The sequence below is a fragment of the Bradyrhizobium sp. genome, from assembly GCF_004799445.1.
In the GTDB taxonomy this organism is placed as follows: domain Bacteria; phylum Pseudomonadota; class Alphaproteobacteria; order Rhizobiales; family Xanthobacteraceae; genus Bradyrhizobium.
The window spans coordinates 40,188-63,157 of the sequence record NZ_SSNA01000213.1 but is presented as its reverse complement, the minus strand read 5'-3'; the positions used below and the strand labels follow the sequence as shown (position 1 = coordinate 63,157).

Annotated in this window: 22 protein-coding genes; 10 read left to right on the top strand and 12 right to left on the bottom strand. The window is 62.0% G+C overall.

All coding sequences use genetic code 11. The features are described 5' to 3' along the window. Window positions 1-84: 84 nt before the first annotated feature. Both E8A46_RS28285 and ribB read right to left on the bottom strand, forming a co-directional pair. Entirely contained in the window at window positions 85-1,299 is a 1,215-nt protein-coding gene (locus E8A46_RS28285; RefSeq protein WP_291568197.1) for an acyl-CoA dehydrogenase, read from the bottom strand. A gap of 156 nt (window positions 1,300-1,455) precedes the next feature. Next, entirely contained in the window at window positions 1,456-2,532 is a 1,077-nt protein-coding gene (ribB, locus tag E8A46_RS28280) for a 3,4-dihydroxy-2-butanone-4-phosphate synthase (protein ID WP_291568194.1), read from the bottom strand. A 166-nt stretch (window positions 2,533-2,698) separates the two neighbouring features. Here ribB and E8A46_RS28275 point away from each other — a divergent pair, with 166 nt between their 5' ends. Then, entirely contained in the window at window positions 2,699-3,940 is a 1,242-nt protein-coding gene (locus E8A46_RS28275) for a PLP-dependent aminotransferase family protein (protein ID WP_291568193.1), read from the top strand. 149 nt (window positions 3,941-4,089) lie between these two features. Next, window positions 4,090-4,713, top strand: coding sequence for a PAS domain-containing protein (locus tag E8A46_RS28270; RefSeq protein WP_291568190.1), 624 nt, complete (start codon window positions 4,090-4,092; stop codon window positions 4,711-4,713). Between the two features lie 26 nt (window positions 4,714-4,739). On the opposite strand, the gene E8A46_RS28265 is transcribed toward E8A46_RS28270, so the two are convergent. Both E8A46_RS28265 and E8A46_RS28260 read right to left on the bottom strand, forming a co-directional pair. Further along, window positions 4,740-5,015, bottom strand: coding sequence for a helix-turn-helix domain-containing protein (locus E8A46_RS28265; protein WP_291568188.1), 276 nt, complete (start codon window positions 5,013-5,015; stop codon window positions 4,740-4,742). Window positions 5,016-5,134: 119 nt separating this feature from the next. Further along, on the bottom strand, window positions 5,135-6,424 hold the full coding sequence (locus E8A46_RS28260) for an amidohydrolase/deacetylase family metallohydrolase (RefSeq protein WP_291568186.1): 1,290 nt from the start codon (window positions 6,422-6,424) through the stop codon (window positions 5,135-5,137). 168 nt (window positions 6,425-6,592) lie between these two features. On the opposite strand from E8A46_RS28260, the gene E8A46_RS28255 reads away from it, so the two are divergent. The 3 genes from E8A46_RS28255 to E8A46_RS28245 all read left to right on the top strand — a co-directional run bounded on the left by E8A46_RS28255 (window position 6,593) and on the right by E8A46_RS28245 (window position 9,679). After that, the gene (locus tag E8A46_RS28255; protein ID WP_291568184.1) at window positions 6,593-7,864 is read left to right on the top strand and encodes a serine hydrolase domain-containing protein; all 1,272 of its coding nucleotides are present in this window, start codon (window positions 6,593-6,595) and stop codon (window positions 7,862-7,864) included. A gap of 136 nt (window positions 7,865-8,000) precedes the next feature. Next, the gene (locus tag E8A46_RS28250) at window positions 8,001-8,198 is read left to right on the top strand and encodes a hypothetical protein (RefSeq protein WP_291568182.1); all 198 of its coding nucleotides are present in this window, start codon (window positions 8,001-8,003) and stop codon (window positions 8,196-8,198) included. Between the two features lie 335 nt (window positions 8,199-8,533). After that, window positions 8,534-9,679, top strand: a complete 1,146-nt coding sequence (locus tag E8A46_RS28245) for an ABC transporter substrate-binding protein (protein ID WP_291568181.1) — start codon at window positions 8,534-8,536, stop codon at window positions 9,677-9,679. A 732-nt stretch (window positions 9,680-10,411) separates the two neighbouring features. On the opposite strand, the gene E8A46_RS28240 is transcribed toward E8A46_RS28245, so the two are convergent. After that, window positions 10,412-11,230, bottom strand: a complete 819-nt coding sequence (locus E8A46_RS28240) for an aldo/keto reductase (RefSeq protein ID WP_291568180.1) — start codon at window positions 11,228-11,230, stop codon at window positions 10,412-10,414. A gap of 154 nt (window positions 11,231-11,384) precedes the next feature. Here E8A46_RS28240 and E8A46_RS28235 point away from each other — a divergent pair, with 154 nt between their 5' ends. Continuing rightward, on the top strand, window positions 11,385-11,513 hold the full coding sequence (locus E8A46_RS28235; RefSeq protein WP_291568179.1) for a hypothetical protein: 129 nt from the start codon (window positions 11,385-11,387) through the stop codon (window positions 11,511-11,513). A gap of 24 nt (window positions 11,514-11,537) precedes the next feature. Here the strand turns inward: E8A46_RS28235 and E8A46_RS28230 are convergent, their stop codons facing one another. Together E8A46_RS28230 and E8A46_RS28225 are read right to left on the bottom strand one after the other, a co-directional pair. Continuing rightward, entirely contained in the window at window positions 11,538-13,124 is a 1,587-nt protein-coding gene (locus E8A46_RS28230; RefSeq protein ID WP_291568178.1) for an alkaline phosphatase D family protein, read from the bottom strand. Window positions 13,125-13,243: 119 nt separating this feature from the next. Continuing rightward, on the bottom strand, window positions 13,244-13,600 hold the full coding sequence (locus E8A46_RS28225) for a hypothetical protein (RefSeq protein WP_291568177.1): 357 nt from the start codon (window positions 13,598-13,600) through the stop codon (window positions 13,244-13,246). A 268-nt stretch (window positions 13,601-13,868) separates the two neighbouring features. On the opposite strand from E8A46_RS28225, the gene E8A46_RS28220 reads away from it, so the two are divergent. Both E8A46_RS28220 and E8A46_RS28215 read left to right on the top strand, forming a co-directional pair. Further along, on the top strand, window positions 13,869-14,855 hold the full coding sequence (locus E8A46_RS28220) for a TRAP transporter substrate-binding protein (RefSeq protein ID WP_291568176.1): 987 nt from the start codon (window positions 13,869-13,871) through the stop codon (window positions 14,853-14,855). A gap of 10 nt (window positions 14,856-14,865) precedes the next feature. Next, a complete protein-coding gene (locus E8A46_RS28215) occupies window positions 14,866-15,759 on the top strand; it encodes a LysR family transcriptional regulator (RefSeq protein WP_291568175.1) in 894 nt (297 codons plus the stop codon). A gap of 34 nt (window positions 15,760-15,793) precedes the next feature. Here E8A46_RS28215 and E8A46_RS28210 read toward each other — a convergent pair whose 3' ends face one another. The 5 genes from E8A46_RS28210 to E8A46_RS28190 are packed head-to-tail and all read right to left on the bottom strand — an operon-like array spanning window position 15,794 to window position 20,420. After that, window positions 15,794-17,074: an ABC transporter substrate-binding protein gene (locus E8A46_RS28210; RefSeq protein WP_291568174.1), complete on the bottom strand. Its 1,281-nt coding sequence runs from the start codon at window positions 17,072-17,074 to the stop codon at window positions 15,794-15,796. A 25-nt stretch (window positions 17,075-17,099) separates the two neighbouring features. After that, window positions 17,100-17,807: an ABC transporter ATP-binding protein gene (locus tag E8A46_RS28205; RefSeq protein WP_291568173.1), complete on the bottom strand. Its 708-nt coding sequence runs from the start codon at window positions 17,805-17,807 to the stop codon at window positions 17,100-17,102. After that, window positions 17,804-18,565 carry an ABC transporter ATP-binding protein gene (locus tag E8A46_RS28200; RefSeq protein ID WP_291568172.1) on the bottom strand — a complete coding sequence of 254 codons (762 nt, stop codon included), beginning with the start codon at window positions 18,563-18,565 and terminating at the stop codon, window positions 17,804-17,806. Before E8A46_RS28200 ends, E8A46_RS28205 begins: the two co-directional genes overlap by 4 nt. Further along, entirely contained in the window at window positions 18,562-19,569 is a 1,008-nt protein-coding gene (locus E8A46_RS28195) for a branched-chain amino acid ABC transporter permease (RefSeq protein ID WP_291568171.1), read from the bottom strand. Before E8A46_RS28195 ends, E8A46_RS28200 begins: the two co-directional genes overlap by 4 nt. Continuing rightward, complete coding sequence (locus E8A46_RS28190; RefSeq protein ID WP_291568170.1) at window positions 19,566-20,420, bottom strand: branched-chain amino acid ABC transporter permease; 855 nt, start codon at window positions 20,418-20,420, stop codon at window positions 19,566-19,568. The genes E8A46_RS28195 and E8A46_RS28190 overlap by 4 nt, the downstream gene beginning before the upstream one ends. A gap of 252 nt (window positions 20,421-20,672) precedes the next feature. Here E8A46_RS28190 and E8A46_RS28185 point away from each other — a divergent pair, with 252 nt between their 5' ends. Together E8A46_RS28185 and E8A46_RS28180 are read left to right on the top strand one after the other, a co-directional pair. After that, window positions 20,673-21,755 carry a carbon-nitrogen hydrolase family protein gene (locus tag E8A46_RS28185; protein WP_291568169.1) on the top strand — a complete coding sequence of 361 codons (1,083 nt, stop codon included), beginning with the start codon at window positions 20,673-20,675 and terminating at the stop codon, window positions 21,753-21,755. Between the two features lie 163 nt (window positions 21,756-21,918). Beyond that, a complete protein-coding gene (locus tag E8A46_RS28180; RefSeq protein ID WP_291568168.1) occupies window positions 21,919-22,866 on the top strand; it encodes an NrtA/SsuA/CpmA family ABC transporter substrate-binding protein in 948 nt (315 codons plus the stop codon). Window positions 22,867-22,970 lie beyond the last annotated feature (104 nt).

Below are 22,970 nucleotides of genomic sequence, written 5' to 3'. Positions count from 1 at the left end.
CACGATGCCGCGGAGTACTGGATCGCCCGCTTTCGCGGGCGATGACACCAGAGATTGAGGTCACGACGAGCATTTTCGTCAACGTTACGAAAACGCCTGGATGCCGGTGATGGCCCGGCCGAGGATCAGCGCATGGACGTCGTGGGTGCCTTCATAGGTATTCACGGTTTCCAGGTTCGCGGTATGGCGCATCACGTGATATTCGATCTGGATGCCGTTGCCGCCGTGCATGTCGCGGGCCATGCGCGCGATATCGAGCGCCTTGCCGCAATTGTTGCGCTTGACGATGGAGATCATTTCCGGCGCCATCTTGCCTTCGTCCATCAACCGCCCGACGCGGAGCGAGGCCTGCAGGCCGAGCGCGATGTCGGTCTGCATGTCGGCAAGCTTCTTCTGCACCAGCTGCGTCGCCGCCAGCGGCCGATTGAACTGCTTGCGGTCGAGCGTGTATTGCCGCGCGCGCGCCATGCAGTCTTCCGCAGCCCCCATCGCGCCCCAGGAAATGCCGTAGCGGGCGCGGTTGAGGCAGCCGAACGGCCCCTTCAGGCCGGACACGTTGGGTAGCAGCGCGCTTTCCGGCACTTCGACGCCTTCCATCACGATTTCGCCGGTGACGGATGCGCGCAAGGAAAGCTTGCCGGCGATCTTCGGCGCCGACAGGCCCTTCATGCCCTTCTCGAGGATGAAGCCGCGGATCTGGTTGTTGTGTTCCGCCGATTTCGCCCACACCACGAAAACGTCGGCGATCGGCGCGTTGGAAATCCACATCTTGGTTCCGGTCAGCCGGTAGCCGTCGGCGGTCTTTTCTGCGCGGGTCTTCATGCCGCCGGGATCGGAGCCGGCGTCCGGCTCGGTCAGGCCGAAGCAGCCGACCCACTCGCCGGTGGCAAGCTTGGGCAGGTATTTCTTGCGCTGGTTCTCGTCGCCGTAAGCGTAGATCGGGTGCATGACCAGCGACGACTGCACCGAATTCATCGAACGATAGCCGGAATCGACGCGCTCGATCTCGCGCGCCACCAGGCCGTAGGCGACGTAGCTTGCATTGGCGCAGCCATATTCTTCCGGCAGGGTGATGCCGATCAAGCCGAGTTCGCCCATCTCATTGAAAATTTCGCGATCGGTCTTCTCTTCCAGATAGGCCTTGGTGACGCGTGGCGCCAGCTTGTCCTGCGCATAGGCGCGCGCGGTATCGCGGATCATGCGCTCGTCTTCGGTGAGCTGCTCGTCGAGCATGAACGGATCGTCCCACTGGAAATTCACCGGGGACGGCTTGTCCTTGGTCTGAGGGCGTACGCTCATGAAAATTCCTTTCGCATCGCTTTATTCATTTTAAAGCGCCGAGGGCCGAAGCGCAAATGGATTGGCTTCGCCATTCCGGGGCGCGAGTGAAACGAGCAAACCCGGAATCTCGAGATTCCGGGTCAGGCTCTGCGAGCCGTCCCGGAATGACAAAACCTACCCTTCAAGCTGTTCGCTGGACACGATCTCGATGCCGAAACCGGACAGTCCCTTGTAGTCATGCACCGACGACGTCAAATTCCGGATCGAGGTAACGCCGAGATCGCGCAGGATCTGCGCGCCGACGCCGACCTCGCGCCATTGCCGGTTGCGGTCGGCTTCCGCGGTTTTCTCCTCAGGCAGCGGCGACACCGGCACGCCGGCGGCGCCATCGCGCAAGTACACCAGCACACCGCTTCCGTTTCTCTTGAAATGCGCGAGCACGGCCTGCATGCGCGCCGGCCCGGTGAAAATGTCCCTGACGATGTTGGGTTTGTAAAAGCGAGTGAGTACATTCTTGCCGTCGCCGACGCCATTATAGACGAAGGCCACGTGCGCGATCTCGTCGAACGGCGAGCGATAGGCGTAACCTTGCAGTGGCCCGATCGGGCTCTCCGCGGTGAAGGTCGAAACACGTTCGATCAGCTTTTCGCGTGCCTGGCGGTAGGCGATCATGTCGGCGATGGTGACATGCTTGAGCTTGTGGGCCTTGGCGAACCGCGCCACCTGCTCGCCCTTCATCACCGTCCCGTCGTCGTTCATCAGTTCGCTGATGACGCCGACCGGCGGCAGGCCGCTCAGCTTGCAGAGATCAACCGCCGCCTCGGTATGGCCCGAGCGCAGCAGCACGCCGCCGTCACGCGCAATCAACGGAAACACGTGACCGGGTCGGGCAAAATCGTTGGCGCCGACGTTCGGATTGGCCAGCGCCCGGCAACAGGACGCCCGTTCGTCCGCCGAAATCCCGGTGCCGCCATCCGGCTTGTAGTCGATCGAGACAGTGAAGGCGGTAGTGTGATTGGACTCGTTGTGCGCCACCATGGGATCGAGCCGGAACCGGCGCGCGTCTTCGGTGGTGATCGGCGCACAAACGATGCCCGAGGTATGGCGGATAATAAACGCCATCTTCTCGGCGGTGCACAGCGATGCCGCGACAATCAGATCGCCCTCGCCTTCACGGTCGTCGTCATCGGTGACGACGACGAGTTGGCCGCTGGCGAAGGCGTGCAGAACTTCCTGGATCGGGTCGGCCATTCAAGGGTCTCACTTTGCGCGTGGCGAGCATTAGCCGGACTCGCATGCCCGCGCCAGCTTCATTACGCAGGGCAGAACGGCTCCGGCGGTGTAGCGGTACGATGGCGACAAAGCCTGCAGACTTGCTTAAGGTCGGAACCAATAAAGAACAAGGGAGACGGCGCGCATGGCCTCCGCAATGTTTGACTTCACGCCCTTGCTGCCCGCGGGATCGCCCGCGCCAGCGGCAAAATGGACTGGGCTGGCCAAATACAGTTTTGTCGGCGGTAACAACGATCCGGATCAGGTGCCCGTTGAGGGCCTGACCGAAGCGGTAAATGCCGTGCTCAGGCGCGAAGGCAGGACGCTGGCGACCTATGGGCTCTCCAGCGGGCCCCAGGGTTACCTTCCGTTACGCCAATTTCTCACTGCGAAACTTGAGCGCGATGCCGGGATCGCCTGCGCCGCGGACGACATTCTGATCGTCTCGGGCTCGCTGCAGGCGCTCGACCTCGTCAACGCGACGCTGCTCGCCCGCGGCGATACCGTGATCGTCGAGCGGGACAGTTATCAGGGTGCGCTGAACCGGCTGACGCGGCTCGGCGTCAATGTCCTTGGAATCCCGCTTGATGGCGAGGGCATGCGGATGGACATCCTGGCTGACGTCCTCGCCGATCTCAAGCGCCGCGGCGTCACCCCGAAATACATCTACACCATCCCGACCGTGCAGAACCCGACCGGCACCATCATGCCGCAGCTGCGGCGCACCGAACTCCTGGCGCTCGCCGAACAGTACGGCGTGCCGATCTTCGAGGACGATTGCTACGCCGACCTGATCTGGGACGGAGCGCGCCCGCCCGCGCTGTATTCCATGAGCAGATGCGCCAACGTCATCCACATCGGGTCATTCTCCAAGTCGATCGCGCCGGCGTTGCGGGTCGGCTTCATCGTGGCACCCTGGAACGTACTGTCGCGCCTGCTGGCGCTGAAAACGGATGCCGGAAGCGGCGCGCTGGAGCAGATGGTGCTGGCGGAATATTGCGCGCCGCATTTTACCTCGCACGTGCCGAAACTGACGCGGGGCCTGCGCGCCAAGCTCGACACGCTGATGGAGGCGCTCAACGAGCAATTTGGCACATCGGCGGAATTCGAAGAACCCAAAGGCGGCATTTTCCTGTGGGTCAAACTCCCCGACAATGTCGATGCGCTAAAACTCTACCAGGCCTCGCTCAAAGCGGGCGTCGCCATCAACCCCGGACCGGAATGGTCGACCGACAAGGCCTATGCCGGCAGCCGGCTGCGGCTGTGTTTTGCCAGTCCCTCGCATCGGGAAATCCGCGAAGGGGTGGCCATGCTCGCCGAGGTGTGTCGCCGGGAATTCGGCGTGCCGGCACGGAGCGCGAATGTGGAGAAACAGCTTCAGGTCTGAATTTTCTTCAAGCGAGACCCTCTCGGCAGCATGGGTTCCCGCTCAATTTGTGATTTGTCTGCAACGGGCTGTTCGGGCCAATATATCCGTAACGTTGCGGTGGTAACGTCGCCACCGCGCTGCTGGCAGCTTCTGGCAGGGGACGGAGGATGCAGAGGTTCATTTGCGAACAAAATGTCGCTCATTTTCAGAAACTCCTGAACGAGGCGACGGACCCTGCGCTGCGCCGAACGCTGCAGGCCTTGCTGCTCTCCGCCAGGCGCGATCTCGCCCTGCTGGAATCGACGCTGTCGGGCGCCGAGGAATCGCCGCTTGAGGCGCGCCGCCGGCGGCACGGCGACACCCAATCCATCAAGCAACAGTTTCAGCCCGCGTTCGAAGCCTCGTCGCCCCCCTATATGCTGCTCGACCTCAACCCCGGGCTGCGCATCGTCGATATCAACGACGCCTATGCTCAGGCGACCTTCACCAGGCGGAGCGACGTCGTCGGCCGGTCGCTGTTCGATATCTTTCCGGACAATCCCGATGACGCGCTCGCCGATGGCGTCAGCAACCTCTACGCCTCGCTGCGCACGGTGGTGAAGACCGGTCAGCCGCACGCCATGGCGGTGCAGCGCTACGATATCCGTGATCCCGACGGCAAATTCGTCGAGCGCCACTCGCAGCCGATCAATTCCCCGATTCACGACAACTATCTGTTGCATCATGTGGAAGACGTGACCGCCGAGATACTGTCTTCGACCAAGCGGCAAGCAACAACGGCGCGGGAGTGACTTCAGCTGGCGTTGCCGGGCGAGTGTCAGGCGGCATCGTCCTGCGCGCGGCGGATGGCATAGGCGATGCGAAGCAACAGCACGATCGAAACATTGCCCTTGCCGGCTTCGATCTGCGCGACGTAGCGCTCGGAAATGCCCGACTGGCGGGCGAGCTCCCGGCGCGACATGTGGCAGACCGCACGCATCTCGCGCACGCGATCGCCGAGCAAGCCGAGGAATTCGCTCTCACGATTTGGACGAACATCCTCGTCAAGCGGAAGCGCCTGGGTGCAAAAGCTTGATGAAGTCCGGGATCGCATGATGTGGCTCGCCGCGCTCAATCCTTGACTCCTGACATATTTGCCAGGAGCCCGAGTTGTCGCATTGATGCGGATCAAACGAGCTGGCCCGGCCGGTGAACGCCGGCTGCGATCTCCGGCTACCTCACCGCGAACGGCGCCTGATACGGCCGGCCGAACGGCACGCCGTTGATCACGGTCTGGACCGGCTTCAGCAGGGCCTTGCCGTCGCGCTTGTTGTTGCGGGTGTCGACGAAGGTGACCGGCCCTTCCACCAGATCCAGGATCGCGACATCGCCGGGTGCGCCGATCTGCAGCGTGCCGAGCTTCGGCGCGCGGTTGATGATCTTGGCCGGCGCGGTGGTCGCCATGGTCACCACCTGCTCCAGCGAAAAGCCCATCGCCATGAACTTGCTCATCACGTTCGGCAGATAGGGCATGCCGGGCGAATTGCCCGAGAACACATGGATATCGGACGAGATCGTGTCGGGCGAGCAGCCGCCGGGGATCGCCACTTCCGCCACCGTAAAATCGAAGCTGCCGCCGCCATGGCCGACATCGAAGATCACGCCACGCTGCTTGGCGGCAAGGGCGGCCGGCAACAACTTGCCATCCTGCACGATGTTGGTGAAGGCGCCGGCAATATTCGGCGCGCCGGAATAGGCATGGGTCAGCACGTCGCCGGGCCGCAGCAAATTGAGGATATCGGACATCAATGGTCCGGTCTCGACGCCGCCGATATGGACCATCATCTTGGCCGGCCAGCCGCACATCTCGCAAGCCTGGATCCCGCGCTTGAGCGGCTCAAGGCCGTGCTTGAAGATCACGTTCTCCGACATCCGCACCTTGACGCCGATCAGGAAATCCGGATTTTCCGCCAGCGCCATGGCGCAGGCCTCGACCTGCGCATTGTCGATATTGTAGAGCTCGGCCACCGGGAACGCCGACAGGCCGTTGTTGGCGATATGGACGAAGGCGTAGATCCGCGCCCGTGACTGCGCGACGATATAGCGGCGCAGCGCCGCGAGATTGTTGACGCCGGCATCGCCCGCCGACACTACCGTGGTGGTGCCCTGAAACTGCACCAGTTCGTCGGCGGGAATGCCGATCGCCGAGCCGTAAGGATAGACGTGACAATGCAGGTCGACCAGGCCCGGCGTTACCAGCTTGCCGGAGGCATCGATGGTCTTCAGTGCACGGGCGGCCGGAATTTCCGGCTCGATCGCCTCGATCGCGCCCCAGCGGATGCCGATGTCGCGTTTTCCCCGCAAGGACTGACTGGGGTCGAGCACGTCGCCGCCCTTTATCACGAGATCGAACTTGTCGGCCGGCCCCATCGCCGCGGCCGCGGGCGTGGCAAGTCGCCCCGACAGCGCGGCGGCGGCCGAGCCCGTAAGCGCGAGAAAATTGCGGCGTGACAATGCGGACATGCTGGCGCTCCCCAAAAAAGTTTCTTATCGGTCGATGATGCGCCGGGTGACAATTTTGCGCAAGCCGCAGATGCATCGCGCGCAAACGCCGCTGGCCTCCGCTGAGCTGTTGCCATAATCTCGTTGCCTGACGATCAGGGCCGCACAGAGCCCGAACGGGAGACGTCCATGGCTGGTTTTCGCATTCTCGCGACCGCGCTGTGCCTGCTGGCTTGCAGCGCCGCGTTCGCCCAAGGCCCCCTGCCGCGCGCCAAGCCGGAAGAGGTCGGCCTTTCCAGCGAGCGGCTGGCGCGGATCGGCGAAACGCTGAACGCCGACATCGAAGCTGGACGCATTCCCGGTGCGGTCATCGCCATCGCCCGGCGCGGCAAACTGGTGGCGCTCGATGCCTATGGCTGGCGCGACAAGGCGGCCGGCGTCGCCATGACCACCGACACCATTTTCAACATCGCCTCGATGACCAAGCCGATGACGACGGTCGGCGCCCTGATGCTGTATGAGCGGGGCAATATCCTGATCGACGATCCCCTCAGCAAATACTTCCCGAAATTCGCCCAAATGCGTGTCGCCGTGCGTGACGCCGGCGAACCCACGGCGGAAACGGTGCCGGCCAATCGCCCGATCACGATCCAGGATCTGATGCGCCACACCTCCGGCCTGATCTATGGCGGTCGCGGTAATACGCTGGTGCACAAGATGTACCCGGGCGGAAGCGGCGACGCGGCGCGCGAATATGACGGCGCTGCGTTCATGGACAAGCTGGCGTCGCTGCCGCTTTTGTATCAGCCCGCGACCGTGTGGGACTATGGCTTCGGCCTCGACATCCTCGGGCTCACCATCGAGCAGATCAGCAAGCAGACGCTGGGACAGTATTTGCAGGCTAATCTGTTCGCGCCGCTGGGAATGACCGACACCGGATTCTCGATTTCCGAGGATAGGGCGGCGCGCTACGCCAAACCGTTGCCGGTCGATCCCGACACCGGCAAACCTCAGGCCCGCAGCCCGGAGTTGACGCAGCCGCTCAAGTTCGAATGCGGCGGCGGCTGCGCGGCCTCCACCGCATCCGACTACTTGCGCTTTGCGATGATGCTGATGAACGGCGGACGCGCCGGCGAGGCGCGGCTGCTGGGCCCAAGGACCGTGGCCTACATGCTGTCCGACCAGTTGGGGCCGAACATCAAGAATCTCGTCGGCAATGCCGATCCGACCCGCGCCGATTACGGCTTCGGCCTCGGGCTTGCGGTGCGCACGACGCCCGGCGTGGTCAGGATGATGGGATCGGTCGGACAGTTCTCCTGGCCCGGCGCCAGCGGCACCGACTGGTGGGTCGACCCCAGGGAAGAACTCGCGGTAGTCTATCTGTCGGCGGCGCCCGGCCCGATCCGCTGGCACTATCGTCAGAAGATCAATGCGTTGGTGTATCAGGCGATCATCGACTAGCGCGGCTTTGTTGCGAACCGCTCGAATCGTTGCACCCCCATCCGTCGCTGAACAACCGTTCAGAATTCTCTTGCCGTTTCCCGGGAACGTTCCCTGCTCCGCGCTGTTTGATCCTCACACTATGGAGGAGAACAACATGAAGAAGCTTGGATACGTTATCGCCGCGCTTGGCGCGATCGCCATCGCGGCCCCGTCGATTGCCAGCGCTGAAACCGTCGTGGTCAGGCATGGTGCACGCGCCGAAATGCATCGCGATCACGGCTGGCACCGCGATCACGGCATGCGCCATCACGACAGGATGATGCTGGTCAGGCATCGCCATCACGAAGGTTAAGGCTGATACAGAAGGCTGACACAGGAATGGCCCCGCAAGGGGCCATTTTCTTGAGAGGGTGAAGGTCGCGGCCTGGAAGCCGGCACGAGGCGCACAAATGGCGACGAGGCAGCGCTCGCTCTATTTCATAATATGATTTGACCTGCGGCAATGTGAAATTTATCGTTTCCCGGTTTTTCAGGCCCCCGAGATTTCCCTTGGTCTTCCCGATCCCATCGTCGAAGCGACCGCCCTGCACCGGCTCCTCGTAGGACCAGGCCCGTCACGCATCCAGAATTCAAAGGTCTCGTAGAAGGCCCGCCAAACCAAGACGAAACATTCAGGGAGAAGTTGTCATGGTCACGTCACGCGCTTGCACAGTATTTGGCGCAGTATTTGGAATGGCGCTTGCGATCAGCTTGCCCATAGCTGCCCAAGCCGCCGATCCCATCAAGATCGGCATGGTGGCGCCGCTGAGCGGACCGATTGCCGATGCCGGCCGCTACGGGGTTCAGGGCGCCAAGCTTGCGGTCGAGGAAGTCAACAAGGCCGGCGGGGTGCTGGGCCGGCCGTTCGAACTGGTGATCGAAGACGATCAGTCGTTGAACCCGTCGACCGTGCTGGCCTTCGCCAAGCTCGCGGATGACAAGGACATCGTCGCCTTTCTCGGCCCCACCCGCAGCACCCAGATTCAATCGATCGCGCCGAGCGTCAAGCAGGCCGGCAGGCCGGTGATGATCGGCGGCACCGATCCGTCGCTGACATTGGCCGGCAATCCCTGGTTTTTCCGGTTCAGGCCCAACGATACCTACACCGCGCGGGTGATGAGCGACTACGGTCTCAACAAGCTCGGCAAGAAAAAATGGGCCATCGTGCACGCGACCGACGCGTTCGGGACCACCGCCAAGAACCTGTTTGCCGAAGCGCTGAAAAATCAGGGCGTCACGCCGGTCATGGTCGAAGGGCAGCCCAATAATTCTCCGGACTACACCGCGGTGGCCCTGGCGGTGAAGCAATCCGGCGCCGATGTGCTGGCAACCTTCATCACCTTTGAGCCGGATGTCGCGATTTTCGCCCGCCAGCTTCGGCAACTGGGCGTCAACATCGTATGGCTGGGCTCGCCATCGATTACGACCACGACGGCGCGCAAGCTCGCCGGCGCCACGCTATACGGCACCTTCGCGGTCGCCGATTTCCATCCCGATGCCAACCCGGAAGCCAAGTCGTTCTCCGAAAAATACCTCGCCAGCTACAAGACCACGCCCGACTTTTTCGCTTCCTGGCCCTATGACGCGGTCCACGTGCTGGCCCAGGCGATCGCCAAGGCGGGCAGCATCGACCCACAGAAAATCCGCGACGCGCTTCTCGCCGTGAAGGACTATCGCGGTGTCGAGGGCACCTATAATTTCGACAGCCATGGCGACGGTCTGCACGGCTATAACATCGTCAAGAATGACAACGGCAATATCGTCGTCGAAAAACGCATCGATTTCGACAACTGAGACAAAATACCCCCCGAAGGCTAAGGCTGACACAGGAATGGCCCCGCGAGGGGCCATTCACTTTTGTCGATAGGGCGGGCAGCGAACGCTGATCCCTAGACTCAAGTCGGAGACAGCCAGATGTCCCAAAAAGGTTCCCATGAGTAGAAATAGCCCAAAACTCGGAAGCAAGAAGACGCGAGGCGGGACGCACCCACGTTATCGACCGGGAATATGCCTTTGGACAATTTGGGCTATCTGTGGCCGCGTATATGCTTCCACTGGATCGATGCTTCGATTGCCGTCGCGATAGTACTCACCCGCGTCGAAAGCTAAGAAGACGCTCCAAAACAACGCTGGCCGGTCCTCATTCCGATGCGTTATAACGGCATGGAGCTCATTGACCACCTGATCGCAGAAGTCGAAGTCAAGCGCATTGCTGTGAAATCCGAAGGCCAACCTGAGCGCCAACGCATCGTACAAGTCACCTCTAGGCAACCCGACCCGTCCACTCCATTCCTCGACGCCGCTATCCGTTAAGAGGATTTGTCGTTCGCTCCAGCTGAGCCCTGACGTATGCCTCGATTCGAGGACAGCGATGATGTCGTCGGCTGTCGTGGTGGACATTCGCTAGATCGCCTGCGTTAAACCTATCGAGCTTCATCTTGAATAGATTAACACTCGATCACTAAATTCCGCGTTCCTCAGGTTGCCACGGGTGGGGCGCCGAAATCAACCGCATGAATTCGCGCGCTAATCCCACGCCGGCGCGAAGCCGGGATTCACCAAGCGCTTGTCCTTCGGCAGCGCCGCGATCGCCTGCCGGTCCTCGTCGTCGAGCCCCACATGCAGCGCATCGAGATTGGCGCGCTGGCTTTCGGCGCGCGATGCCTTTGGAATCGCGGCAACGCCGTCCTGGTCGAGCAGCCATTTCAGCGCCACCTGGGCCGCGCTGGCGCCATGCTTGCGGCCGATCGCCGCCAGCGTCTCGTCCGAGGCCGCGCGGCCCTGCGCCAGCGGGCAATAGGCCACGAGCGGGATACCTTTGGCGGCCAGATATTTGCGCAAAGATGTCTGGTCGAGCATCACATGATATTCGACCTGGTTGCAGGCGATCGGCGCCTTGATCTCCTCGACCACGGTCTTGAGGAGCGCGACGTTGAAATTGGCAACACCGATGGCGCGGGTCCGGCCCTCGTCCTTCAGCCTGAGCAAGGCGTCGAACATCGCCGGCAGGTTCATGTTGCGGGCGGGCCAGTGCACGAGATAGAGATCGACGTGATCGAGCCTGAGCTTTTTCAGGGACGTATCGAACGCCTTGCGAATAGCGTCCGGGGCCAGGTTCTCGTTCCAGACCTTGGTCGTCACATGCAAATCCTTGCGCGCGACCCCTGCTGAGGCGATCGCCGCGCCAATGGCGTCCTCGTTGCCATACATTTCCGCGGTGTCGATATGGCGGTAGCCCAGGGCAAGCGCGCTTTCGACCGCCGCGCGGCAGATGTCGCCCTGCATCCGATAGGTGCCGAGGCCAAGACGCGGCAGGCTGATGCCCTGGGTGTCCAGATGTTCCATTTACTTACTCCGGAGGCGCGCAAGCGGCCGCTTGAAAACAAGGCAACGCCCGCATCGATGCATGTGGGACGAAACGATAGATGAGACAGCAAGTCTTTCGTTTGATAGTCTGCCTGCAGCGCAACCTCAAAATCAAGATCAGGTTAGAATAGCGATGGTCAGGGCTTTACGACGATGGCTGGAGGCCAACGAGCTGCTCGCGATCATCACGGCCGTGCTGTGCACGCTGGTTCTGTTGTCCCTGGTGCTGGTCCTGGGCGGCTATCTGATCGTGACGCGCTGAGTCCCCACGGAAACTGCCGACGGCTCAGATATGCTGCGCCAGCAATTGCCCCGGCCGCGCATCCGGCCGCGGCTCGATGTCGACCGACCACAACGAGCGGTTATCGACATCCTTCAGCGTCACGGTCATGACCTCGGAATGGCCGTCAATATCGACGCGGCCGAAAAACTGCAGCCCGAAGCACGGCGCGAGATTCTCGCCCTGCTCCGCGCTGCATCCCTTCTGAAACTTGGCTTCCGGGCCGAACGTATTGTCGAGTTCACCCGGCGCCCAGCTTCCGGCATGAAGCGGCCCCGAGACAAACTCCCAGAACGGTTCGAAATCCGAAAATACCGCGCGGTTCGGATCGTAGTGATGCGCGGCCGTATAATGCATATCGGCGGTCAGCCACACGGTGTTCCTGATGCCGGCGCGCTTCATGAAGGAGAGCAGGTCGGCGATTTCATGCTCGCGCCGCTCCGGCGGCCCATCGCCGAGCGCGACCGCGTCCAGGCTGATCAATCCGATCGGGAGGTCCGCGGCGATCACTTTCCAGGTCGCGTCGGAGCTTGCGAGCTCGCGCTTCAGCCAGGCCAGCTGGGCTGCTCCCAGGATGAAGGCGTCGCCGGGGTCATCGCGCTTGTTCCAGGTCGAATCGCGATAACTGCGCATGTCGATCAGGAAGACGTCGAGCAGCGGGCCGTATCCGATCCTGCGATAGATGCGGCCGGCCTGTTCGGGGATCGCGCGGATCGGCATGAATTCGAAAAACGCCCGGCGGGCGCGTTCGACCAGCCGGGATTTGCCGTCCTCGGTGTAGCCGGTCTCGTCGACGCTGCCGATCGGCGACCAGTCATTGGTCACTTCATGGTCGTCCCATTGCGCCAGCATCGGCACCTGCGCATTGAAGGCGCGCAAATTGTCGTCGAGCAGGTTGTATTTGTAGTTGCCGCGAAACTGCGCGAGGCTGTGGGCTGTGACGGATTTCTCCTCGGTGACGATATTGCGCCAGATTCCGCCATCCGGCAGTTTCAACTCGGAGGGCACGGGGCAATCAGCATAGATGTGATCGCCTGAATGAATGAAGAAATCCGGCCGGTTCTCCAGCATGGTCCGGTAGGTCCGCATGCCACCGCGGGAGGGATCGATCCCCCAGCCCTGCCCCGCGGTATCGCCCGACCAGACAAACGATATCGAACTTTTGTCCGCCGGAGCAGTTCGGAAATGTCCGGTCTGTGTTTCACCCGCCATCCCGGGTTCGCCGGGATCCTCGAACCGCACCCGATAAAAGATGTCCTGGCCCGGCGGCAGACCTTGCAGCAGCGCCTTCGCGGTGAAGTCATGATCCGGCAGCGCGTCAGACGATACGGCGCCGATCATGGTCTTGAAGCTCTCAATCGTCGCGTATTCGACCCGCATGCGCGCGGCCCGGTCGGCCCTCGCCCATACCATCGCGGAGCCGCCCGACACGTCGCCCGACTGAATCCCGCTAGCGATCCGGGGACGGTCCGCAGCGCGGCTGAGATGAGGCCTGGCGAGACTTCCCATGCCTGCCAGCGCGACGGTGGACGCTGACCGGACCAGCAGTTGGCGCCTCGTCAACGGCTTCTTCGCGCCTGTCGCTATCGCCATTCGGGATCCCTCGTCGAATCACGACGGAGGGTGCCCGCTCAACTTGACTCCTGGCCGAAGCTTTTGCGACGGGCGCATGACTCCCGCGCCGAGGGATGTGTGCCCGTGGAGCGGTTCGGCTACCGCTTCCAGTTGCAGATGCCGCCCGACTTGCAGGGCCAGACCTGAACACGGGCATCGAAGGCCTGCGCATCGACTGGATTACGGTGCTGACGGGCAAGCTTCATGGGAACCACATGGCGCGGCGGCTCGGCGCGCAGATGGGCAACCCGGGTGTTGTGAACAACCCGGCTGTTGTGAACAACGACCTTGGGCTCGTCAGTTGGTTCCGCGCGAACCTGCCCGCTTTCGCGGTTGACGGTCACGTCGAGCGGACCTGGCGCGAAGCCGGAGGCCGGGCCAAACGGTTTCGGCGAAAGCACCGCCTTGGACAGGTCAAGGCTCAGGAACTCGTTAGGACGGTATTCGTCCGCCATCGACAAACCGCTCCATGCCAGCGCGGTCGCGCAAATGATCGGGATGAAAACATTCCTTACCATCGAGGCCTCCTGAAATGCGCAACAACAGCAAACAACCACCATCTAGGAAGAGTTCCACTCAATTCCAGTAGATCCTGCCGGCAAGGTTACCGATGCCGCCGGCCTGGCATCCACGCGCCCCGAACGGGGAGTTTACCAATCGCCTCATCCCGTCTACCAAAGGGCGTGCGCTGCAGCGTAGGCCGGGCTGGACCGGGAGGGATGGTTGCGACTTCTTCATATGCTGGCCGGCGCGCTTTTGCTGCTGCATCATCCGATAGCCGCCCGTGCCCAGGCGGTGTGGGACATGACGACGGAGTATCCGCAAAGCGCCATGTCCGGACTTGGCGTGACCACCTTCGCGCAGCATGTCGCCGCATTGACCGCGGCAAAATTGGTGGTCCGGCCGAGCTTCGATGCGGCGAAAGGCATTCGATCCGCCGACATGCTCACCGCGATCGCGCAAGGCCGGGTCCAGGCCGGCGACGCATTCGCCGGCTCCCTGGAAGCGGAAGACGTGATCTTCGCGCTGCCCTCCCTGCCGTTTCTGGTGACCTCGATGGCCGACGCACGGCGGCTTGCCGACCTTGCGCGGCCCTACCTCGCGGCCGCGTTACAAAGCAAGGGCGAGCGGCTGCTTTATCTGACGCCCTGGCCGCCCTCCGGCATCTGGTCGAAGACGCCGCTGAAAACATCCTCCGACCTGTCCGGCCTTTCGATCCGTACCTATGACAGGATATCGAGTGAGATCTTTACCCGCGCCGGCGCCAAGGCCACCTCCATCGCCTTCGCCGAAACGCTGCCACGGCTGGTGGACGGCAGTATCAACGCGGTGCTGTCGTCAGGCGATGGCGACAGCGGTCGCAGGCTTTGGAGTTTCCTGCCCTACTTCAGCGAAATCACCTATTCGTTGCCGCTCTCGGTGGCGAGCGTCAATCAGGCGGCCTATGACGGACTGCCGTCTGATCTGCGGGAGGCGGTCGACGCTGCCAGCCGCCAGACTGAAACTGATTTGTGGCTCGCTTTGTCCACCCGGTTGCAGGAGAACCATCGGCGCATGCGCGAAAGCGGCGTGACGATCGATCCCGATCCGGCTCCGGCTTTGGTCGCAGCGCTCCAATCGGGCGCCGCCGCGGCCCGGCAAGCCTGGTGCGATAGAGCCGGGCCCATTTGCCAAAAAATCCTCGGCGCCTTCGCGGCCGGCAAACCATAGATGGCTCACCGTGTTTAACTGGAACGACCTGGTGTTCTTCCTCGAACTGGCACGGCAGAGCCGGCTGGCGCCGGCGGCGCGGCGACTTCGCGTCGATCACACCACGGTTAGCCGTCGCATCGCCGAACTCGAGAAAGATCTGTCGATCAAACTGTTCGACCGAAAACCCGACGGCTTTGTCCTGACCGAGCAGGGCCATCGTCTTTTTGCGATCGCCGAGCGGATCGAGCAGGAAGCCAGCACCGTACCACAGGCCCTCGGCGCCGAGCACATGACCGCGACCGGCCGCGTTCGGGTCGTGACCATGGAAGGCATCGGCGCGTGGTTTGTCGCCGAACGTCTCGTCGAACTGGCCGAGCGCGAGCCGGGCGTGCTGGTTGAACTAGTGACAGAGCGTCATCTGATCAGCCTCACCAAGCGCGAGGCCGACATCTTCATCAGCTTTGTGCAGCCGACCGGCCAGAGACTGGTTGTCAAGAAGCTCGGAAACTTCCGGCTCGCGCTCTACGCCAGTCCGGAATACATCGCCCGGCACGGCCTGCCGAAGGACCGCTCGGAACTCGCCAACCATACCTTTGTCGATTACGTCGAGGACCTGGTCGCCATTCAGCCGGTCCGCTGGTTGCTGGATGTGCTCGACCCGCCCAACGTATCGTTCCGATCGTCGAGCATGCACGCCCAGCAAAACGCCATCGCCGCGGGCGCCGGAATAGGCCTTCTGCCGTTATTCTCGGCCAGGAAGAACCCCAAACTGCTACCGGTGCTGGCCGACGAAGTGAAGGTGTACCGCGATGTCTATCTTTCGGTACACGAAGACCTCGAGTTCCTCTCGCGCGTTCGGCTGGTGATCCGGCATCTCGTGGACGCGTTCGTCCGCGACCACGACTTTCTTCACAAGCTGTAACGGCCAGAGCAAGCCCTGTTGCTCACGCCACAGATCAGATGGTTTCCTTGCTGAAGTCGAAACGCGGCGGGAGCGCCTTGATGAGGTCTTCCTTCGTGACCTTCTTCTTGACTTCCAGTTTGCCGTTTTCGACCCGCGAGATGTAGCAATCCACCATACCGGAGTGGTCCTCGCGGCGCAGGATCTTGGTGCCCTGGGGGTGGCCCAGCGAATTGGGAAGCGTCATTCCCTCAAGGGCTTCGATGACGAGCTTGTCGTCATTCTTCGATTTCCACCCCGATTTCTCGATCGCATTCTTCAGCGCGAAGACGTTTTCCCAGGACTGCCAGGCGTGGCTTTTGGCCATCACCCGCTGCGAGTTGGCTTCACGGGCATCGACATCGTCGATGCCCATGCGCTTGTTGTGCTCGCGGTGAAATTCGTCGTCCTTGTATTTGAGCACGCGCGGAAAATTCTCGACGATATAGACGCCCTCGCCGGCGCCCTGCAGGTCGGCGGGCGCGATGGCTTCCATCGTGCCGCAGATCGAATACATCTTCATCGTCTTTTCGAGGCCCATCGATTTCGCCTGGGTATAGAAGGCGATCGACTGCGCGCCGAAGAACACGGAAAACAGCACCTGGGTTTCCTGCGGGATTTTCGCCAGATACGGCACCATGTCCTTGGCATCGAGCGGCACGAAAATCGGATCGTTGACCTTGCCGCCGAGCCTTTCGACCATCGCCTTGTGCTCCTGGTAGTGGCTGTGCCCCCAGGCATAGTCGGGCGAGATAATGGTCCAGTTCTTGCCGAGATTTTCGAAGGCCCAAGGCGCGCCGGCGGCGGCCAATGCGTAGGTATCCGTGCCGGTGCGGAAGGAATAGCGGGTGCCCTTCGATCCCGTCGCCTCGGTGGCCTCGCCTGCCGAAAAATAGACCGTCTTCAGTTCGGTCGCGACCGGGATCGCCGACAACATCACCCCGGAATGCACCGAGCCGACGATGAAGTTCGCGCCGTTGCGTTCGATCAGCGATCTCAGCTTGCGGGTGCCGGTGGCGGGATTGGACTCGGTATCCTCGGTGATCAACTCGACTTTCCGCCCGGCGATGCCGCCCTGCTCGTTGACGAGTTGCACCGCCGCCTTCGCCGCCTTGTCGTGCCAATAGCCCCAGGACGCAAAGCCACCGGTCAATTCGCAGTGGCTGCCGAGAATGATCGGACCGCTCGCCTGGGCGTACAGGTCGCGGGTCAGCCCAAGATAGGACGTCCCGGCAGCGACGCCGCCGGCCAGCGCATGGGATAGAAAGCTCCTGCGGTCGGGTTGGTACTTGCTCATCTCATCCTCCAGTTGGCTATAGCTGTCAGAGCGAGACGCCCAGATAGCGGTGAACGGTCGACGGGTCGGCGGAAAGTTGTTGCGGGGTCGCCTCGTGTACGATGACGCCCTTTTCCATCAGATAGATTCGGCTTGCGAGCCTGAGCGCGGTCCTCAGGTTTTGCTCGATCAACAGCACGGCGACGCCGCGGCCTGCAATCGCGGCAATCTCGCGCCGGATCTCGTTGACGAGCTTCGGCATGATCCCTTCGGTGGGCTCGTCGAGCAGGATCAGCCGGGGTGAGCGCATTAGGCAACGCCCGAGCGCCAGAATTTGCTGTTCACCTCCGGACAGCGTGCCGGCGCTCTGCTGGCGGCGCTCCTTGAGCCGGGGGAACCTCGCATAGATATAGTCGGGAATGCTTGGATCCGGACGGTGCCGCAGGCCTAAGAAAAGATTCTCTTCCACCGTGAGGTTGCCGAAGATTCCGCGGCCCTGCGGAACGTAGCCGATCCCCTCGCCCGAAAGCTGATGGGCGGCAAGCGTCGCCAGGTCCTTGTCGTTGAAGCGAACGCGACCGCCCCGGCGCGGCAAGAGGCCGAGAATCGTTCGGAGCGTCGAGGTCTTGCCAACGCCGTTGCGGCCCAGAAGTGCGACGGTTTCGCCCGGGTTCACGTGCAGGGTGACGCCTCTCAGAACGGGCACACGGCCGATGGAAGCCAGCAGATCCGCAACTTCGAGAACCGGGCTCATTCCATGTCCTCCGGAGTCCCGAGATAGACCTCCTGCACCCCGCTGTCGCCCGCAACCTCGTTCGGGGTGCCCTGCATCAACAACTGCCCCTGCGCCATGACGGTGATGAGGTCGGCGATGGCGAACACCACTTCCATGTCGTGTTCGATCAGAATGATGTCCGTGGTTTCTGCCAGCCTGACGATGCGCTCCACCGTCCGCTCGGTCTCGCTCGGGCTCATCCCGCAAATCGGCTCGTCCAGCAGAAGCAGCCGCGGCTTATTGGCGAGCGCCAGCGCAATCTCGAGCAGCGCGACGTCACCATAGGATAGCGCGCCCGCGCTTGAGGACGCGAGCCGGTCAAGACCGGTGTCCTCCAGGATGTGCTCGACCCGGTCGTTAGCGGCGCGGTAGCCGCGCGCCGGACGAAATGGACTGGAAATTCCCTCATGCGCAAACACCGCAATCCGGATGTTGTCCATCACGCTCATGCCGCCGAACACGCTCTTGATCTGAAGCGTACGGGAGAGACCGCGCGAGACGATTTCATGCGGGGCCCTGCCGATCAGGTCGTTGCCTTCGAACATCACGCGGCCGGAAGTCGCCGGTACCATCCCGGTGACGAGGTTGAACAATGTGGTCTTTCCCGCACCATTGGGACCGATCACCGCATTGAGTATGCCCTTGGGAAACTGGATGTCGATATTGTCGACGGCGGTCAGGCCGCCAAACCTCTTCGTCAGACCCTTGATCGAAAGCGCGGTATCCATGCCGGTCATTCCGCTTCCGCGAGATTTCGCAACGCGGCCCGCGCGTCGGCCTTGCGCCGGTCGCGACCTTCGACGAGATCGCTGAAAATACCGACGATCCCGCGCGGTGCAAACATCACCACCAGAATCACGAATGCGCCCACCGCAATCAGGTAATTTTCCCAGAGGCCGGACACGAGTTCTCGGAAGAGAATGAGCAGCGCGGTGCCGACCAATGGTCCCAACAGCGAGCCAATTCCACCAACGATCGCCCAGACCACCGCCTCGCCGGACACGTGATAAAACATGTAGGACGCCGAGGCGTAGCGCCCGAACAGGGCAAACAGGGCGCCCCCGACGCCCGCCAGCAGACCGGAGATAACAAACGCGATCCAGCGGGTATAGTAGACGTTGATGCCGATCAGCGATGCCCGCTGCTCGTTGTCGCGCACCGCATTGAAACGCATCCCGAGCGGGCTTGCGATCAGAAAAGCCATGCCGGTGAAGCAGGCGGCGCACACAAGATAGATGAAGTAATATTGAACCGTGCGGTCGGTCAGCAGCCATCCGGCCGCCTTCCACAGCGGCGGCGCGCTGAACGATAATCCGTCGTCGCCTCCGGTGATCGATTTCGCCGACATCGCGACAAAATAGAAAATTAACGAGAACACCACTGTGATGATGGCAAAGTAATGCCAGGTCAGCCGGACGGCGATGGCGCCGGCGACGGCGGCCATGGCGGTCGCGGCCGCGATACCGAGAAAGAATGCCGGCCAAAGACCAAGACCGAACTGGCTGATCCCGATCGCGACGCCATACATCCCAAATCCGAAATAGAGCGCCTGCCCGAAGGAGAGCAGTCCGACATAGCCGAGCAAAAGGTTGACGCTTGCCGCCAGCAGCGACCAGATCAGGATTTCCGCGATCACATTGATCCAGAACAGCCCGCCGAAAAACTTCAGGAGAACCGGTGCCAAGCCAAGGCCGGCGGCAACGGCTGCCACGCCCAGCCATTTGAGGCGCTGCGCCGTCATCGTGTCGCTCCGGCGAACAGCCCGCGCGGCTTGACCAGCAGCACCATGCACATCACAGCCAGCGACGTGATCCGCGCCAATGTCGGATCGGCAAAGCTCGATATCAGCCCCTCGAGCACGGCCAGCAGAACCGCGGCGGCGACGGTGCCCTTCAGATTTCCGAGTCCGCCGATGACGACCGCCATGAAACTGACGGGCAGAATGTCGACGCCGGTTCGAAATTCCACGGTCGTGATGGGGGCTGCGATCGCGCCGCCCAGCAGCGCCATCGCGGTGCCAAGACCGAAGGTAAAGGCGCAGACCCGAACCACGGGAATGCCGAGCGCGGTCGCGGTTTCGCGGTCCTGCCGCACCGCCCGAATCCAGGTCCCAAGCGTGGTCCGTGACAGGAAGAGAAAGAAGGCGACGATACACAGCGCCGCGAAGGCCGCGGCAAACAGACGATAGACGTCGTATTCCAGGCCGAACAAAGGAATGGTTCCCTGGATCGGCGCCGCCATCCGGCGCGGTTGCGCACCGAACGTTGCGCGAACGGTCTCCTGCAAGATCATCGACAGGCCAAAGGTCGTGACGATCGTCAACGAGGCAGCGCTGATGGTCGGCCGGATGATCAGCCGCTCGACCACTAGGCCCATGGCGAGGCCAAGCAGCGGCACCAGGACCAGCGCGATCCAGAAACCCGTGGTTCCGGCGATCACAAGTGCGAGCACGGTGCCGACCATGAAGAAGTCGCCATGGGCGACATTGATGATGTCGAGCAGGCCGAAGATGATGGAAAGGCCAAGGGCGATCAAAGCGACGATCAGCCCCCAAACCAGCCCATTGATCGTCAGCGCGATGACCAGATCCATTTTTTCCGCCCGTCCCCTGATCTCTAAGGCTGGCAACACTTTTGCGCGAGCGCCACCGAGAAAACCTGCAAGTGCCTTTGCGGAAAACAAGTGCTTGAACCGACGGCAATTGCCCAGTTGGAAGTCACCTTGGCATTAGCATGGATGCAGAAGGGCTTGCAGAAATCTAGGGTTACGCGGCAGCGGATTGTAACGGACAGTGGAATCGAGCCGGGCAGAACATTATCCCGCTCCGAGCCCGTGGGTGCCGCCATGACCATTCAATATCCAGCCTTCAAGGCTGCCGCCTGCCATACTTCCTCGGTTTTTCTCGATGCCGAAAAGACCGCGGAAAAAGCCTGCGATCTCATCGCAGAGGCGGCCAAAGGCGGCGCCGAACTGGTGGTATTTCCGGAATCCTTCCTGCCGGGATTCCCGATCTGGGCGGCGTTGCAGGCGCCGATCCATAATCACGGCTTCTTTCGCGCGCTGGTCTCGCAAGCCCAGAAGATTTCCGATCCGGCGATCAGGTCCATTCGAATGGCGGCGCGCCGCCACGGCGTCTTCGTTTCCCTGGGCTTTACCGAAGGTACCGAAGCAAGCGTCGGCTGTATCTGGAATTCCAACCTTCTGATTGGCGACGACGGGTCGATCCTCAATCATCACCGCAAACTGGTCCCGACATTCTACGAAAAGCTGATCTGGGCCAACGGCGACGCCCGGGGCTTGCGGGTTTCGCCGACGCGGCTCGGTAGGCTTGGAATGCTGATCTGCGGCGAAAATACCAATCCGCTTTCGCGCTATGCCTTGATGGCGCAGGGCGAGCAGGTGCACATCTCATCCTATCCGCCGATCTGGCCAACCCGCCCGCCCTCGGAGGAAGGCGCTTACGATCTCAAGCGCGCCATCGAGATCAGGGCCGGCGCGCATGCCTTCGAGGCGAAGGTCTTCAACATCGTCGCCTCGGGCTTCGTCGACGCAGCCATGCGCGAAGCGCTGGGCATGGCCAACCGAGCAAGCCTTGATATCATCGACGGATCGCCGCGCGGCATCTCGCTCGTGATCGACCCCTCCTGCAACGTCATCGGCGAGGTTCTTTCCGAACATGAGGGCATCCTGTATGCCGATATCGACACGGAGAAGGGCGTCGAGCCGAAGCAATTCCACGATGTCGTCGGCTATTACAACCGGTTCGATATTTTCAACCTGACCATCAACCGCACGCCGCTTGAACCGGCGCATTTTATCGACGCTCCCACCGTGGAAACCGCAGCGGCCGACCACGCGCGGCGAGGTCAGCTTGACAATGGTGAGTTCAGCCTTCGCGAGTTCGATGGGATCGGCCCCCTCAGTTAAAGGAGCGATTCGCTCGACTTTCAGCGACGCGCTCGGCAAGGTGTCGGCAATTCCGCCGGGCAGGCGATCTTCGGCGCACAATCAATCTAGTTCACTCGATTTACCGGGTGCTGTAGAGTACCGACGCCGGGTTGCATCAAGATCGTCCTTCGAAAGGATCGTTATGCCTGCTGCGCCCAATTCGCTGTTGACCCGCCTGTTGCTCGTTTCATTCGCAGTGCTGTCCCCTCTGCTTGCCGCGCCGCAGGCGAAGGCCGAGGACAAGGTCCTGCGGGTCGGCACGCTGAAGCTGATCCACGGCATCACGCCCTACTTCTACGAGAAATTCGCGCCACCCGGTTACACCGTGGAAGTCATCCCGTTTGAGAGCCCGACCGATGGCAAGAACGCGGTGCTGACCGGCACCGTCGACACCTGCATCCATGGCATCGCCGCTTTTCTGCTCGGCGCCGCCGCAGGCGAACCGGTCGTGATCGTCGCGGCCGCGACCAACCGCGGCATGGGAATTGTCGCCGACGCCAAATCCGACATCAAGACCATCAAGGACCTGAAGGGGAAGCGCGTGGCGATCTTCCCGGGCTCGACACAGGAGGTGGTCATCCTCGAGCGGCTCAAGGCCGAGGGCATGTCGATATCGGACATTCAGCCGATCCGGCTTTCGTTCAGCGACATGGCAGGCGCGCTGGCCCGCGGCGATATCGATGCCTATGTCGGCGCGGAGCCCGGCCCGGGAATCAGCCTTGCCAACGGCACCGGCCGCCTGATCGAATATCCGTATTCGACCTCGATCGGCTCGCTCAACATGATTCTGTCCGCCAGCGAAAAGATGATCAAGGAGAATCCGGAGCGGCTCAGGATGATCGTCGACATGCACAAGAAGGCCACTGATTACGCGATGGCGCATCCCGACGAGATGATTCAGATCGCGATGCAGAAGCTCGGCCAGCAGCGCAAGTCGATCGAAATCGCCGTCCCCAATGTCGAATTGACCTGGAAGATCGACGACGATTTCATCAAGCGCGCCAAGGCCTACAGCGAATTGATGGTCGAAAAGAAGCAGGTTCGCCAGGCGCCCGACATGTCGCGGGCCATCACCCAACAGTTCATGTAGCCGATCAAAGTGAACGACCACGCCACCACCATCTCCGAACGCGAGGAACGGAGCATTGCGGCCGCGAGATCAGTCAATCGCCGCCGCAACCGGCAGCGCCTGGA